The 14212-nt window shown below is 73.6% G+C and carries 15 protein-coding genes and 1 riboswitch; of the genes, 9 read left to right on the top strand and 6 right to left on the bottom strand.

What is annotated here, in order from left to right; all coding sequences use genetic code 11:
- Window positions 1–6: 6 nt before the first annotated feature.
- Window positions 7–1236 (bottom strand): acyl-CoA dehydrogenase family protein, encoded by a 1230-nt coding sequence (locus DEI81_RS00695; protein WP_111008921.1) that lies wholly within the window; start codon window positions 1234–1236, stop codon window positions 7–9.
- Window positions 1237–1299: 63 nt separating this feature from the next.
- Here DEI81_RS00695 and DEI81_RS00690 point away from each other — a divergent pair, with 63 nt between their 5' ends.
- Genes DEI81_RS00690 through DEI81_RS00680 form a run of 3 tightly spaced genes read left to right on the top strand, consistent with a single transcriptional unit; the run spans window position 1300 to window position 3678 of the window.
- The gene (locus tag DEI81_RS00690; protein ID WP_181435303.1) at window positions 1300–1962 is read left to right on the top strand and encodes a QsdR family transcriptional regulator; all 663 of its coding nucleotides are present in this window, start codon (window positions 1300–1302) and stop codon (window positions 1960–1962) included.
- Between the two features lie 10 nt (window positions 1963–1972).
- A complete protein-coding gene (locus DEI81_RS00685) occupies window positions 1973–2614 on the top strand; it encodes an FMN-dependent NADH-azoreductase (RefSeq protein ID WP_111008919.1) in 642 nt (213 codons plus the stop codon).
- Between the two features lie 41 nt (window positions 2615–2655).
- Window positions 2656–3678 carry an MBL fold metallo-hydrolase gene (locus tag DEI81_RS00680; RefSeq protein ID WP_111008590.1) on the top strand — a complete coding sequence of 341 codons (1023 nt, stop codon included), beginning with the start codon at window positions 2656–2658 and terminating at the stop codon, window positions 3676–3678.
- Window positions 3679–3720: 42 nt separating this feature from the next.
- Here DEI81_RS00680 and DEI81_RS00675 read toward each other — a convergent pair whose 3' ends face one another.
- Window positions 3721–4383, bottom strand: a complete 663-nt coding sequence (locus tag DEI81_RS00675) for a hypothetical protein (protein WP_111008589.1) — start codon at window positions 4381–4383, stop codon at window positions 3721–3723.
- A 77-nt stretch (window positions 4384–4460) separates the two neighbouring features.
- Here DEI81_RS00675 and DEI81_RS00670 point away from each other — a divergent pair, with 77 nt between their 5' ends.
- Genes DEI81_RS00670 through DEI81_RS00655 form a run of 4 tightly spaced genes read left to right on the top strand, consistent with a single transcriptional unit; the run spans window position 4461 to window position 8135 of the window.
- The gene (locus DEI81_RS00670; protein WP_111008588.1) at window positions 4461–5267 is read left to right on the top strand and encodes an enoyl-CoA hydratase/isomerase family protein; all 807 of its coding nucleotides are present in this window, start codon (window positions 4461–4463) and stop codon (window positions 5265–5267) included.
- Window positions 5264–6124: an enoyl-CoA hydratase/isomerase family protein gene (locus DEI81_RS00665; RefSeq protein ID WP_111008587.1), complete on the top strand. Its 861-nt coding sequence runs from the start codon at window positions 5264–5266 to the stop codon at window positions 6122–6124. Before DEI81_RS00670 ends, DEI81_RS00665 begins: the two co-directional genes overlap by 4 nt.
- The gene (locus DEI81_RS00660; RefSeq protein ID WP_111008586.1) at window positions 6121–7068 is read left to right on the top strand and encodes a hypothetical protein; all 948 of its coding nucleotides are present in this window, start codon (window positions 6121–6123) and stop codon (window positions 7066–7068) included. Before DEI81_RS00665 ends, DEI81_RS00660 begins: the two co-directional genes overlap by 4 nt.
- The gene (locus DEI81_RS00655) at window positions 7065–8135 is read left to right on the top strand and encodes a phosphotransferase family protein (protein ID WP_111008585.1); all 1071 of its coding nucleotides are present in this window, start codon (window positions 7065–7067) and stop codon (window positions 8133–8135) included. Before DEI81_RS00660 ends, DEI81_RS00655 begins: the two co-directional genes overlap by 4 nt.
- Window positions 8136–8216: 81 nt before the next feature.
- Here DEI81_RS00655 and DEI81_RS00650 read toward each other — a convergent pair whose 3' ends face one another.
- The 4 genes from DEI81_RS00650 to thiM all read right to left on the bottom strand — a co-directional run bounded on the left by DEI81_RS00650 (window position 8217) and on the right by thiM (window position 11123).
- Window positions 8217–8864 carry a TenA family protein gene (locus DEI81_RS00650; RefSeq protein WP_111008584.1) on the bottom strand — a complete coding sequence of 216 codons (648 nt, stop codon included), beginning with the start codon at window positions 8862–8864 and terminating at the stop codon, window positions 8217–8219.
- The gene (gene thiD, locus DEI81_RS00645) at window positions 8861–9670 is read right to left on the bottom strand and encodes a bifunctional hydroxymethylpyrimidine kinase/phosphomethylpyrimidine kinase (RefSeq protein ID WP_111008583.1); all 810 of its coding nucleotides are present in this window, start codon (window positions 9668–9670) and stop codon (window positions 8861–8863) included. Before thiD ends, DEI81_RS00650 begins: the two co-directional genes overlap by 4 nt.
- Window positions 9667–10317 carry a thiamine phosphate synthase gene (gene thiE / locus DEI81_RS00640; RefSeq protein WP_111008582.1) on the bottom strand — a complete coding sequence of 217 codons (651 nt, stop codon included), beginning with the start codon at window positions 10315–10317 and terminating at the stop codon, window positions 9667–9669. The genes thiD and thiE overlap by 4 nt, the downstream gene beginning before the upstream one ends.
- Entirely contained in the window at window positions 10314–11123 is an 810-nt protein-coding gene (thiM, locus tag DEI81_RS00635) for a hydroxyethylthiazole kinase (RefSeq protein ID WP_111008581.1), read from the bottom strand. Before thiM ends, thiE begins: the two co-directional genes overlap by 4 nt.
- Window positions 11115–11212: riboswitch (TPP riboswitch) on the bottom strand. (Overlaps the previous gene by 9 nt.)
- A gap of 153 nt (window positions 11213–11365) precedes the next feature.
- Here thiM and DEI81_RS00630 point away from each other — a divergent pair.
- Both DEI81_RS00630 and DEI81_RS00625 read left to right on the top strand, forming a co-directional pair.
- Window positions 11366–13051, top strand: a complete 1686-nt coding sequence (locus DEI81_RS00630; RefSeq protein ID WP_111008580.1) for an AMP-binding protein — start codon at window positions 11366–11368, stop codon at window positions 13049–13051.
- 101 nt (window positions 13052–13152) lie between these two features.
- Complete coding sequence (locus DEI81_RS00625; RefSeq protein WP_111008579.1) at window positions 13153–14208, top strand: ATP-dependent DNA ligase; 1056 nt, start codon at window positions 13153–13155, stop codon at window positions 14206–14208.
- The last annotated feature ends 4 nt before the right edge of the window (window positions 14209–14212 follow it).

The raw sequence follows: 14212 nt of genomic DNA, 5'->3' as shown, positions 1-14212 counted from the left end.
CAGCGGTCACACGAACGCGGCGTGCCCCGTGATCGCACGTCCCACGATGAGCGTGTTCATCTCACGGGTGCCCTCGTACGAGTAGATCGCCTCGGCGTCGGCGAAGGACCGCGCGACGCCCGCGCCCAGGACGATGCCGTTGCCGCCGAGCACCTCGCGACACCAGCCGACGGTCTCGCGCATCCGCGCCGTCGCGAACGCCTTGGCCAGCGCGGAGAACTCGTCGCGGTGATCGCCGCGGTCCTGCAGCGCCGACGCCTGGGTACACAGCGCGATCGAGGCGGTGATGTTGCCGACCGAGCGGACCAGGAGGTCCTGCACCAGCTGGTGCCGCGCGATCGGCTTGCCGAACTGCTCGCGCTCCCGCGCGTACCGGAGGGCGGCCTCGTACGCACCGACGGCGATGCCGATCGCCTGCCACGCGACCTCGCACCGGGTGAGCCGGAGCACCGCCGCGGTGTCGCGGAACGACCGGACACGCTGCAGCCGCCGCTCCTCGGGGACACGCACGTCGCGGAGCACGATGTCGGCGTTCTGCACCGTCCGGAGCGAGATCTTGTCCTCGATCTTCGTGGCGGTGAACCCCGGCGAGTCCGTGGTCACGAGGAAGCCCTTGACCTGCCCGTCGGCCACGTCCTTGGCCCAGATCACGACGACGTCGGCGAACGTCGCGTTGCCGATCCAGCGCTTCTCGCCGTCGAGGACCCAGGTGTCGCCCTCGCGTCGGGCCGTGGTGCGGAGACCGCGGGCCGAGTCCGACCCCGAGCGCGGTTCCGTCAGGCCGAACGCACCGACGAGTTCGCCGGTGGCCATGCGCGGCAGCCATGCGCGCTGCTGGTCCTCGCTGCCCGCGACGGCGATGGCGTTCATGGCGAGGCCGGACTGCACGCCGACGAAGGTCGCCATGCCCGCGTCGACCCGGCCCATCTCGAGCGCCGCCCACCCCCGGTACACCGCCGAGTTCTCGAACCGGGCGACGAACGGGATCCCGGATCCGAGTACCCCGGTCTCGGCGAGCGGCCGGATGAGGTGCGTCGGGAACTCCGCGTCCGCCCACGTGCGGTCGGCGATCGGCGCGACCCGGTCCTCCATGAACGCGCGGAGCGCCAGGACGCGTTCGCGCTCGACGTCCGTGAGGTCGTCCTGGAAGCGGTAGAAGTCGGCCTCGAGGTGGGCCCGCTGCACGCGCTCGGTCGTGTCGAGCGGTGCAGCGGCGGCGGGGGTCGTCGTTGACATGACCCCCATCGTGCATCGTTCTGCGGAACGTTGCAACACGCGTAGGCTCCGGTGGTGGACGGTATGCGGGAGGCGCGGCTCGGCCAGCACGGCACGGCGCTCGTCCCGAGCACCCTCTCCGCGCGTCTGGAGGCCCATCCCGACGCCCTCCGCGCGTTCCGTTCCGCGCGACACCGGTTCGTGGACGGCGAGCGGATCGACATGGGCCGCCTGGCCGCCGAGCTCGGCGTCGACCGCACGAGCCTGTTCCGCTGGGTCGGCAACCGGGACCAGCTGCTGTCCGAGGTGCTGTGGTCCCTGGCCGTGCCGACGCTCGACGCGGCCGACCGCGCCGTGACCACCACCGGTGCCGCCCGGATCGTCGGCGTGCTGACCCGGTTCACGGCCGACCTCATCGAGGCGCCGTACTTCCGCGTGTTCCTGACGCGGGAGCCCTCGCGCGCGCTGCGACTGCTCACGACCACGGACAGTGACGTGCAGCGCCGGCTCGTCGCGGTCGTCACCACCCTGATCGACGAGGAATCGTCCGCGGCGCGCTTCGATCCCGCGCCACTGTCGGCACGCGAGGTGGCATCGCTGCTCGTCCGGATCTCGGAGTCGTTCTCGTACGCCGACCTCATCTCGGGCGAGCCGCCGGACGCCGACCGGGCTCGCGCCGCCTTCGAGTACGTCCTCCGTCCGTCCGTGCCGGCCACCCCGCCCCCGTCCGACCCGACCGCCGGATAGCGTGGCGACCATGCCCACGCTCCTGCACCTCGACTCGTCCGCCGACCTCGCCGCGTCGCGGTCCCGTGCCCTCACCGCGGTGTTCGCGGACGCCTGGCGGGCTCGTGGTGCCGACCACACCGTCACGTACCGGGACCTGCACGTGCACCCGCTCCCCCACCTCGAGGCATCGGCGTTGCACTGGCCGGCCGCGGAACGCCGGCCCGGCGCGGACGTCCCCGCCGGATCGCAGGAGCTCCTGCAGTCCGTCGTCGACGAGCTGCTCGCCGCGGACGTCCTGCTCGTCGGGGCGCCGCTGTACAACTACTCGCTGCCGTCGACCCTGAAGACCTGGATCGACCGGGTGCACCTGCCCGGGGTGCTCGTGCCGGACGCCGGGTCGACCGGCCCGCTCGCCGGGCGTCCCGCGGTGGTGGTCGTCACCCGCGGTGGCGCCTACGACGCGGGGACCCCGACCGAGGGCTGGGACCACGGAACGCCCGTGCTCGAGCTGATCCTCGGGACCGCACTCGGCATGGACGTCCACACCGTGACCGCGAGCACGACCCTCGCCGAGACCGTCTCCGCGCTCGCGCCGTACCGGGAGCGTGCCCGAGCGGAGTTCGCCGAGGCCGAGCGCGAACTGGCGCGGCTCGGGGGCTCGCTGGGCTGAGACCCGCGGTCGCGCCGAGGACGCGCCGTTAGGCTGCCGTCGTGACGACCCCGGCGCCGACCAGTCCGCCCACCCCCGTCAGCACCCTGCAGGCCGAGGCGTTCGCCGCGGGCACCCTGCCGCCCGTCGAGCAGGTCCGGGACGGCGTCTGGACCCTCGCTATCCCGTTCGCCGCGGGCATCCCCGACTCCACGCTCACGTACGTGCTCGAGGCCGCCGACGGGTCGCTCGTCGTCGTGGACCCGGGCTGGGGCACCGAGCCGACGCTCGCGGTGCTCCGGGACGGCCTCGCCACGATCGGTCGGACCCTCGACGACGTCGGACTCGTCGCCGTGACGCACCTGCACGTCGACCACCTCGGCGCGGCGGCGGCCGTCCGGAACGCCTCCGGCGCGCGGGTCGCGATGCACCCGGCGGAGGCGCGAGCGATCCGCCACCAGGACGAGGACCGTCGGCGGGACGACGAGGACATCGCACGCTGGGGCGTGCCGGGGCCGCTGCGCGCCGGCCTGGTGCGGGCCTGGGGAACGGGGCGGCGCCTCCCGGACGTCGAGGCGGACCTGCTCGTGGAGGACGGGGACGTCCTGCCGGTCGCGGGGCGCGAACTCCGGGCCCTGTGGACGCCGGGCCACACGACCGGACACCTGTGCTTCGTCGATGCGCCGGACGGACTCCTGTTCACCGGCGACCACGTGCTCCCGCGGATCAACTCCGGGCTGGGGCTCGGGGGTCGGACGGACACGAACCCGCTCGAGGACTACCTGGCGTCGCTCGACCGACTCGCCGACCTCGCGGAGCTCGAGGTGTGTCCCGGACACGAGTACCGGTTCCGCGACGTGCGGGCCCGGGCCGCGACGCTCGCCGACCACCGGCGGGAACGGGGCGAGCACGTCGCCGCGGCACTCGACACGCTCGACCGTCCCACGCTGTTCGAGGTCGCCGCGCACGTGCCGTTCCGTGGGGGCATCGCGTCGATGGCCGGGTACCTGCTCGCGTCCGCGCTCGCCCAGACCGCGTTCCACGCACGGTTGCTCGGGCGGTCGGACGAGATCCGACCGGCCTGACGCCGCCGCGACACGGGCCTCGACGCTGGGCTCGAGGACGGGTCAGCCGCGCACCTGGGCGTCGAGCGGCACCTGCGCCGCCGCCGCGACCGAGCGGACGACCTCGCGCAGTGCGTCGTCGTGGAGCGCCACCGAGAACCCGACCACCCGCCGGTACACCGGGAGGTCCACGGTCGTCCAGCGTCCGCCGCTGTCGACCACGACCCGGAGCGCCTCGACCGTGCCGACGCCGTAGCGGTTGGCGGAGGACGTGGTCCCCGTGCCCACCTGACCGACCGCGGCGCGCGGGACCCCGAGGAGGAGCGTCGGCGTCCCGCCACCGACGTACAGGCCGATCCCGTGCTGGTCGGCGACGAGCGTCCCCGCCGCGCTCCGCGGCGCCCGCCGCTCGGGTCGCACGTCGAGGAGGCCCGCAGCGCGGTCGACCTCGGCCGCGGTGCCGCGCTTGACGAGGACGGGGGCCGTGAACGCACCGGGGTGCCGCTCGGCGAGCACCCGCTCACGGGCGCGGGTGCGGGCGTGCTGCACGGCGAGGATCACCTCGATGAGGACGAACACCCCGAGCGCGATGACGAGCAGGCTCTCGACGATCCCGACGGTCGACATGCCGTCCTCGTGCTCCCGGTACGCGAGGAACCCGAAGCGGAGCGCCGCGTACGCCACCACGAGCACGATCCCGACGATGCCACCCCGACGCCTGCGCATGTGGACACCCTAGGCCGCCGTCCACAGGGGCGCCGCGCCCCCGTTCGGGCCTCCCGTGGCCGGGCTAGTCTCGACCCGTGAGCAGCCCTGGATCCGATCCCGCGCCCGTCCGCGTCGAGCGCCCCGCGCCGGGCGTCGTCGTCGCCACACTCGACCGACCCGACGCCGGCAACGCGCTGGACGTCGCGATGGTCCAGGCGCTCGAGGACCTGGCGGACGCGGTCCGTGCCGACGTCGACGTCCGGGTCCTGGTGATCGGCGCCTCGGGATCCGCGTTCAGCCTGGGCCACGACGTCGCCGAGTCCGCGGACCGCACGGACGCGACCGTCCCGGACGACCTCGACCGACAGGAGCGCACCGCCGACGCACTCGCGGCGATCCGCGCCCTCCGCGTGCCCGTGGTCGCCGCCGTGGGCGGACCGGCCGCCGGGACGGGCCTGGCACTCGCGCTCGTCGCCGACATCCGGCTCGCCGGACCCGACGCGGTGTTCCAGGCGTCGTTCACCGCACTCGGCACCTCCACCGGCGAGTACGGCGTGTCGTGGCTGCTCCCCCGACTGGTGGGCCCCGCGGTCGCGGCGGACCTCGCGTTCACCGCCCGCGCGGTCGACGCCGACGAGGCCGCCGCCCTGCGTCTCGTGAACCGGGTCGTGCCGGACGTCGACGCCGCCGCGCTCGAGCTGGCGCGGACGATCGCCGCGAACTCCCCCGCGGGCGTCCGACTGTCGAAGCGCGCGATGCAGGCCAACCTCGAGGTCCCGTCGTACGACGCGGCGCTCGAGCTCGAGAACCGCGGCCAGACCCTGCTCACCCGGACGTCCGACATGGCGGAAGCGCTCGAGGCGTTCCTCGAGAAGCGCCAGGCGTCGTTCTCGAACCGATGACGCCGAACTCCACCGAACGCACGACCGGCAGCACCGTCGCTGGTGACAGCACGGGCCTGCCGACGGTCCCGGACGGAAACGGCACGCCCGGCAGCGGCGCGACCGGCTCCGGACACGCGCACCCCTGGCAGGGCATCCGTCTCGAGCACCTCGACGCCGGTGTCAGCCGCCTGGTCATCGACAACCCCACGCGGATGAACGCCGTGGACGCCGACGTCTTCCGCGAGATCGGGGAGGCCGCGCGGCACCTGCGGCGCGACGGCACGCGCGCGCTCGTGCTCACGGGCGCCGGCGACCGCGCGTTCTGCGCCGGGTACGACCTCGCCGCGCTCCCGGCCCTGCGCGCGACGACGGTCCCGGCGTTCCTCGACATCGAGGACACCGCGAGCGAGGCCGTCCAGGCGCTCCACGACCTGCCGTTCCCGGTCGTCGCCGCGGTGAACGGCGCTGCGTCCGGTGGTGGCCTGTCCCTGGCGCTCGCGGCCGACGTGCGGCTCGGTGTGCGGCGTGCCTCCTTCAACGCGGCGTTCGTCAAGGTCGGCTTCTCGATCGGCGAACTCGGGACGTCGTGGATGCTCCCCCGCGTCGTCGGCCCCGGCATGGCCGCCGAGCTGGCGTTCACCGGTCGGGTCGTCCGTTCGGACGAAGCCCTGGCGATCGGGCTGCTCGACCGGATCGTCGACACCACCGCCGACGACGCCGTGGGCGCGTTGCAGGCCGAGGCCGTCGCACTCGCCACGGCGTACGCGGCCCCCGACCGCCGTGGCACGCGCATCGGCAAGCGATCGCTCGGGAGGGCCGGGGAGACCCCGTCGTACGAGGTCGCGGTCCGGCAGGCGTTCGGGGACCGGGCGTGAGCGCTGCGGCGAGCGGCGGGGCGGACGTGCTCCGGGCCTCCCGAGCGTTGCTGCCGACGGATGACCTGCGGCACCGACCGGCACCCGGGGCGCGCATGCGGGACAGCGTCTTCTACCAGACGGTGCTGCCCGAGGAACGACTGGCGGTGCAGGTGTACCTGTTCGTCACGGGCACGGGGGCGGCGGGTTACAACGTGGCGGTGTGGGGCGACGCCGCGCCGACCGTGCGCGAGTTCGGCGGCGGGCGCGTGGCCGAGGCCATGGACCTCGACGACTTCACCGTCGGCGGTCTCACGGTCCGGCACCGGGATCCGCTGCGCACGGCTGACGTCGTCGTGCGGACGGACCGCATCGAGCTCGACCTGACGTTCACGGCCCTGCACGAGGCCTTCAGCTTCCGCGACGCCCCCGACGGCCTGCCGTCCTGGTTCGCGGAGGACCGCATCGAGCAGACCGGTGCCGTCCGTGGTCACGTGCGCGCGGACGACCACGCGTTCGAGCTCGGGCCGATCGGGCACCGCGACCACTCGTGGGGTCTGCGGGACTGGCGTGCGCCCCAGCACTGGAAGTGGCTCGTGGCGTACACGCCCTCCGGGCGCGCGGTGAACGGGTGGACGTGGATCGCCGCCGGGCGGTGGGGGTTCGCCGGGTACGTCCTGCGGGACGGCCGGCCGGTGCCCGTGTCGCGCATCGAGGACGACACGACCTACGGCGCCGGGTACGAGCAACGCCGACTCCACGCGGTCCTGCACGACGTCGAGGGCGGCACGACGACGCTCGACCTCGACGTCTTCGGCGTGCTGCACCTGCCCGACGAGCGGACCGGGACGACCGTGCTCGAGGGTGGGTGCGTGGCGCGCATCGACGGCGAGCGGGGCGCTGGGCAGTTCGAGGTCGAGTGGCCGACGGACTACTTCGCCCACCTGCGCGGGGACGACGCGTGAGCGACGGTGCGACCGCCGGGACCACCGGCGCGGGAACCGGGACCGCCGTCGACGCGACGACGACCGCGGCCCTCGGGCGGTGGCTCGCCGACGCCGGGTTGACCGACTCGCGGGTGTCGGTGCGGCCGATCGGCGACGGCCACGCCAACGTCACCTGGCTCGTCGAGGACGACGCCGGGCAGCGCGTCGTGGTCCGACGCCCACCCCCACCGCCGACGCCCCCCGGCGCGAACGACGTCCTCCGCGAGGCCCGCGTGATCGCGGCGGTGGGCAGCCACGCCGGCGGATCGGTACCCGTGCCACGCGTGCTCGCGACGGCCGACGCCGGCACGGTGCTCGACGTGCCGTGCTTCGCCATGTCGTACGTGGCGGGTCCGGTGGTCACGACGGACCTGCCCGAGGGGCTGTCGACGCCCGCCGCCCGCGCCGCACTCGCCGACGACCTCGTGGACCGGCTGGCCGCGCTGCACCGCCTGCCGTGGGACACGCTCGGACTCCGCGGCCGACCCGACGGCGCGAACCTCCGGCAGCGGGACCGCCTCGCACGACTCGTCGCCGAGCCCGACGGTTCCCCGCCCGACGCCTTCGCCGACGTCGACGCGTGGTTGGTCGAGCACGCGCCGGCCGAGTCGGGGGCCGCGTTGGTGCACAACGACTACCGACTCGGGAACCTGCTGCTCGCGCCGGACGCCCCGCGGGTCGCGGCCGTGCTCGACTGGGAGCTCGCCGCCGTCGGTGATCCCCTCGTGGACCTCGGGTACCTCGTCGCGTCCTGGTCCGGGCCCGGGGGCCCGTCGACGCCCGTGCAGGAACTCGGCGCGGCGAGCAGTGCCCCCGGGTTCCCCGACGCTCGCACGCTCGTGGCGCGGTACGCCGATGCGACCGGCGCTCCCCTCGACCACCTCCGGTGGTACGTCGTGCTCGCGAACTGGAAACTCGCGGTGCTCTACGAGTACAGCCGCCGCCGCCACGAGCGCGGGGACGGCGACCCGTACTACGCGGGTACGGGCAAGGTCAGTACCTTCCTCAGGGCCGCGGACGCCGCGCGCACCGAGCCGTTGACCTGACGCGGCGCGCGCGAGCGGCCGCGCCGCACGAGTCGCCCCCCGTCGGTGCCGGGCTGCTGCAGCCATCCGCCGCGACGCCCGTCACACCGGCCACACCTCGTGCCGCCACGCGGCGTCCCAGAACATCCACTCGTAGCGCGACGCCGTGGTGAACGCCTGTCGCATCTGCTCGACCTGGTGGGCGGAGGCTGCATCCGCGGCACGGTCGACCACGTCGCGGGCCTCGGCGGTGACCGCGGCGAAGCCCGGATCCCCGTAGGTCCCGATCCAGTCCCCGTACGGATGGCCGTCGAGGTCGCCCACGCGGTGCCGCAACCGGCGTCCGACGTCGTCGTAGAGCCAGAAGCACGGCAGCAGGCCCGCGACGATCACCGGGTACGACGACGACGCCGTGAGCGACAGCAGGTACGACGTGTACGCGACGCAGGTCGGTGACGGGGCCACCGAGGAGCCGTCCACACCGTGCGAGGCGTGCAGCTGCCGCTCGACGGCGACCGCGTTCGCGGCGGCGTTGCTCCAGAAGGCGAGGTCAGCGGCGTCGTCGGCTCGAGTCGCCGCGGCGGCCAGGACCCTCGCGTACACCCCCAGGTACGCCGCGTCCTGCTCGAGGTAGTGGAGGAACGTCGCCCTCGGGAGGGAACCGCGCTCGAGCGCCACGAGGAACGGGAGCGCGTCCACCGCGTCGCGGATCGGCGCCACGGTCTCCCAGACCTCGTCCGTGAAGCTCATCGCTCGTCCCACAGGTGCACGAAGTGGTGGACAGGGCCGTGGCCCTGTCCGACGTCGAGCACGTCGGCGCCCGCGAGCGCGTCCTGCAGCCAGGACCGGCCGTCACGGACCGCCTCCGCCCACGAACCCCGTCGCGGCCGCAGTGCCGCGACCGCCGAGGACAGGCTGCACCCCGTGCCGTGGGTGTTCTCCGTCGGGATCCTCGGGCTCCGGAGGCACTCGACCCCCGACGCATCGGCGAGGACGTCGACGACCTCGTCTCCGGTGTCGAGGTGTCCGCCCTTGAGGAGCACGCGACGAGCACCGCGGCGCACGAGTTCGCGTGCCTGGTCGCACATCGCGTCGACGGACGTGGCGGGCGCCGTCGCGAGCAGCGCCGCGGCCTCCGCGATGTTCGGCGTGACGAGCGAGACGAGCGGCAGGAGCTCCGTCATGGCGTGGACCGCGTCGGGACGGAGCAGGAGGTCACCGCTCGTGGCGACCATCACCGGGTCGAGCACGACGACGTCGCACGGTGGCACCCGGAGGAACGCGGCGACCACGTCGATGGTCCCGGCGGTGGCGAGCATGCCGATCTTCACCGCGTCGACGCGGACGTCGTCGATGAGCACACGCAGCTGCTCGGCGACGAAGGACGAGGGCACCTCGTGCACGCCGTACACGCCGGTGGTGCTCTGCGCGGTCAAGGCGGTCAGAACGGTCGTTCCGTACGCGCCGAGCGCGCTGAAGGTCTTCAGGTCCGCCTGGATCCCCGCCCCGCCGGACGGGTCACTGCCGGCGATGCTCAGGGCGACCGGTGGCCTCATCGGGCACCACTCCCCCAAGCAGCTCTGAGCGCGGACGTGGCTGCCGCGACGTCGGGGCGACCGCAGATCGCACTGACCACGGCCATCCCCGAGGCACCGCTGGCCCGGACCGACGGCGCACGGGCGACGTCGACACCGCCGATGGCGACGCACGGCCAGGGGCTGGCATCGACCACGGCACGCAATCCGTCGAGTCCGCAGGGCTCGGCGGCGTCCGGCTTGGTGCTCTGCGGCCACACCGGACCGACGCCGAGGTAGTCGATGACGCCCGGCCCCATCGCCTCCGCCGCGTGCACGTGGGCGACGGTCAGGGCGGAGAGCCCGATGAGTGCGCTCGGTCCGAGCAGACGTCGTGCCAGCACCGGGTGCAGGTCGGACTGCCCCACGTGCGCGCCGTCGGCTCCGATGGCGCGCACGAGTGCGACCCGGTCATCGACGAGCACGGGGACCCGCCCGCCGACGGCGGCGACGACCGCGCGGCCCATCGCGACGAACTCGTCGTCGGATGCATCGTGGTCTCGGAGTTGCACGGCCGTGACGCCGGCACCCACGGCCTCCTGGACGGTGTCGGCGACACCCCTCGCCCCGCACATCCGCGTGTCGGTCACGAGGTAGAGGGACAGGTCGGACGACCGGGAGGCGCTCATACGAGCCGGACCCGGTCCGCGACCTCGGCCGACGTGATCGAGGCGAGCTGGTCGAGCAACTGCACCGCGAAGGTGCCCGGCCCGCGGCTGAGCGGGGCGGCCTGCTCCGCGGCCACGGTGAGCACCGCCGTCGCCGCGGACGCGGCGAGCAGCGGTTCGGATCCCGTCGCCGCGAACGCGGCCATCAGCGCCCCCAGTGCGCAGCCGACCCCGGTGACCTGCGTCATCCAGGGGTGCCCGTTGCGGAGTCGGACGGTCCGGTCGCCGTCCGTGAGGTGGTCGGTGGGTCCGCTCACCGCGACGACCGTGTGGAAGCGGCGGGCGACCTCCTCCGCCGACCCGAGCGCCGCCTCCGGGCTGTCGGTCGCGTCCACGCCCTTGCCGCCCGCGCCGCCCGCGAGCGCCATGATCTCCGATGCGTTCCCGCGCACGATGGAGGGCCGGTGCTCGAGCAGGTCCATGGCGACGCCCGTGCGCCATCCGAGCCCGCCCGCGGCGACCGGGTCGAGGACCCACGGCGTCCCGTGCTCCGCGGCGCTGAGCACCGCCGCCGTCATCGCCTCGACGGTCGGCTCCTGCGGGGTGCCGAGGTTCACGAGCACGCCGCCCGCGGCCCCGGCGAACGGCCCGGCCTCGTGCGGGTTGTCGACCATGGCGGGCGCGGCGCCGACCGCGAGCAGCACGTTCGCCGTCCACTGTGCGACGACGATGTTCGTCAGGCACTGCACGAGTGGTGGGCGGTGGCGGAGACCGTCCAACGCCGCTGCGAGCGCCGACGGGTCGAGTGGGACAGATGGAGATGCCACGGATGACGTCCCTTCGCTAGTACTAACCAGATCAGGTTCGACGGGTCTGTTCTCAGCCTCGCTCGATGGAGGCACCCCGCGTCGCAGGCGAGTCTAGGGCCGTCGGACATTGGCGCACCCTGCTGTTAGCCTGACGAGCGGCCGAAGATGAGCCGGACCACGACCGAGCGTCCCGTGCGAACCCGATCCGGACCCGACCCGTCTCCGAACCAGCAGCGGCACCACGTTGGAACAGGAGCACGATGTCAGCGAGCAGCGCCCTCGGGAACTACACGGCGGAGCAGGTCGAGCGGTACTACGCGAACGGCGACTGGCAGGACGGGGTCCTCATCGACATCGTCCGCGACCGTGCCGACGCCCACCCGGAGCGGACGTTCGTCACCGACGGCACGCTCACGCTGACGTACGGGCAGCTCCGCGAGGACGCCATCCGCCTCGCCGTCGGCCTGCGCGGCCTCGGCGTGGAACGGGGCGACCGCGTCGTCGTGCAGATGCCGAACTGGGCGGAGTTCGCCACGATCGTCGTCGCGCTCTCGCGGCTCGGCGCGATCCTCGTCCCCACGATGCCGATCTTCCGGCACGACGAGGTCGGCTACGTCCTCGAGCACTCCGAGGCGAAGGTCGTGATCGGCCCGCACGTGTTCCACCGCTTCGACCACCTCGCCATGTTCACCGCGCTCAAGGACCGGATCCCGACCCTCGACCACGTCGTCGTCGCCCGGGCCGAGTACCCGGACGCGCTCGACGGCGCGATCGACCTCGCGTCGCTGGCGGCCGAGGGCGACCTCGACGAGCTCGACGCGTCGCTCGGTGACACCGCGGGCCCCGACGATGGCTGCCTCGTCGTCTACACCTCGGGCACCACGAGCCGCCCGAAGGGCTGCTTCCACACCTTCAACACCATCCACGCGGCCGCACGCCTGCTCAACGAGCGCCTGCACGTCGACGAGGGCGACGTGATGTTCAACCCGTCGCCCGTGAGCCACTCCACCGGGCTCATCACGGGCCTCCTCATGCCGCTCATGGTGGGGGGCGGCACCCACTTCATGCCCGTCTGGGCACCGGACGAGGGCATCGAGCGCATCCGCGAGTACGGCTGCACGATCACCGTGACGTCGACGACGTTCCTGACGACCGTGATGGAGGCGTTCGACCCGGAGCGCCACGACCTCAGCTCGATGCGGTACTGGGTGTGCGCCGGCGCGCCGATCCCGGGTGCCGTCGTGCAGTCCGCGCGCGCGATGTTCCCGTCGTGCCAGATCCTCAGCCTCTACGGGCGGAGCGAGAACATGACGACCGCGTTGTGCGCGCCCGAGGACGCCCCCGAGAAGTCCGTGCTCTCGGACGGCCGGGCCCTCGCGGACTCCGTCGTGAAGGTGGTCGACGAGGACGGCGTCGAGGTCCCCGCCGGCACGAGCGGCGACATCGCGTACCAGGGCCCGTCCCACATGCTCGGGTACTACCGCGATCCGGAGCAGACCGCCGCGCTGTTCACGCCCGACGGGTTCTCGCGCTCGGGCGATCTCGGCGTGATGGACGCGGACGGCTTCGTGCGGGTGAGCGGCCGCATCAAGGACATCATCATCCGCGGCGGCATCAACATCTCGTCGCGCGAGGTCGAGGACCTGCTCGGCGAGCACCCCGCGGTCCGCACCGTCGCCGTCGTCGCGATGCCGGACCCACGGCTCGGCGAGCGCTCGTGCGCCTTCGTGGTGGTCGCCCCCGGTCACGACGAGCCCTCGTTGTCCGACCTGACCGACTTCCTCCGGAGCAAGCAGATCGCCGTGCAGAAGCTGCCGGAGCGCCTCGTGGTGATCGACGAGCTCCCGATGACCCCGGTCGGCAAGGTCCGCAAGAACGTGCTGCGCGACCGGGTCGCGTCCATGCTCGCCGAGGAGCAGCGCGGTGTGACGTCCTCCCAGGACTGACGGCGCCGCCGCGGCCGTCAGCGCCGTCGACGGCCGTCAGCCCCGTCGACGCCCGTCGACGCTGACGGCAGCCTCCCGGCCGCGGGGCGTTGGATGGGTCGATGGCCCTCCCCACCGCCGCGGACCCCGTCGCCCCGATGCTCGCCAAGGCCGTCCCGGACGTCCCCGCCGCGGACGCCGTGCCCGGGGGCCTCAGCTACGAGCCGAAGTGGGACGGCTTCCGCGGGATCGTCTACCACGACGGCACGGACGTCGAGATCGGCAGCCGCGGGTCGAAGACGCTCACCCGGTACTTCCCGGAGCTCGTGGCGGTGTTCCGCGACCAGCTGCCGGGGCCGTGCGTGCTCGACGGCGAGATCGTCGTGCGGACCGGCGAACCGGGCGCGGAGCGGCTGGACTGGGACGCCCTGACGCAGCGGATCCACCCCGCCGCGTCCCGGATCCGGAAGCTCTCGGTCGAGACCCCCGCTGCCTTCGTGGCGTTCGACCTGCTCGCGTTCGAGGACCGGGACCTGCGGGACCTGCCGTTCGCCGAGCGCCGCGTCGCACTCGAGGAGCTCGGTCGCGCGTTCGAGGACCCGCTGTTCGTGTCCCAGCGCACGCTCGACATCGAGGAAGCCCGCCGCTGGCTGGTCGAGTTCGAGGGGGCGGGACTCGACGGTGTCGTCGCGAAGCCCCTCGCCGGGCCGTACGCGCCGAACAAGCGCACGATGCTCAAGGCGAAGCACCACCGCACCGCCGACGTCGTCGTGGTCGGCTACCGCGTCCACAAGTCGGGCGAGGGCGTGGGGTCCCTGCTGCTCGGCCTGTACGACGCGGGCGGCGAGCTGCGCATGGTCGGCGGCGTCTCCGCCTTCTCGGACGCCCGACGGCGGGAACTCGTCACCGAGCTGGACCCACTGGTCCGGCGGGACGCGGACGGGAGGCCCGTCACCGGCGCCACCGAACGCAGCCGGTTCGCCTCGGGTCGCGACACCTCGTTCGTCGAGCTCGAGCCGGAGCGCGTCGTCGAGGTGCGGTACGACCAGATGGAGGGCGACCGGTTCCGCCACACGGTGCAGTTCGACCGGTGGCGGCCCGACCGGAACGCGCGCTCCTGCACCTTCGAGCAGCTCGAGCAGCCGATCGCCTACGACCTCAGCAGCGTGCTGCGCTGATCCC

The sequence above is a fragment of the Curtobacterium sp. MCBD17_013 genome, from assembly GCF_003234565.1.
Taxonomy (GTDB): domain Bacteria; phylum Actinomycetota; class Actinomycetes; order Actinomycetales; family Microbacteriaceae; genus Curtobacterium.
Note: the sequence above shows the minus strand (reverse complement) of the source record. Positions and strands in the feature narration are given on the sequence as shown.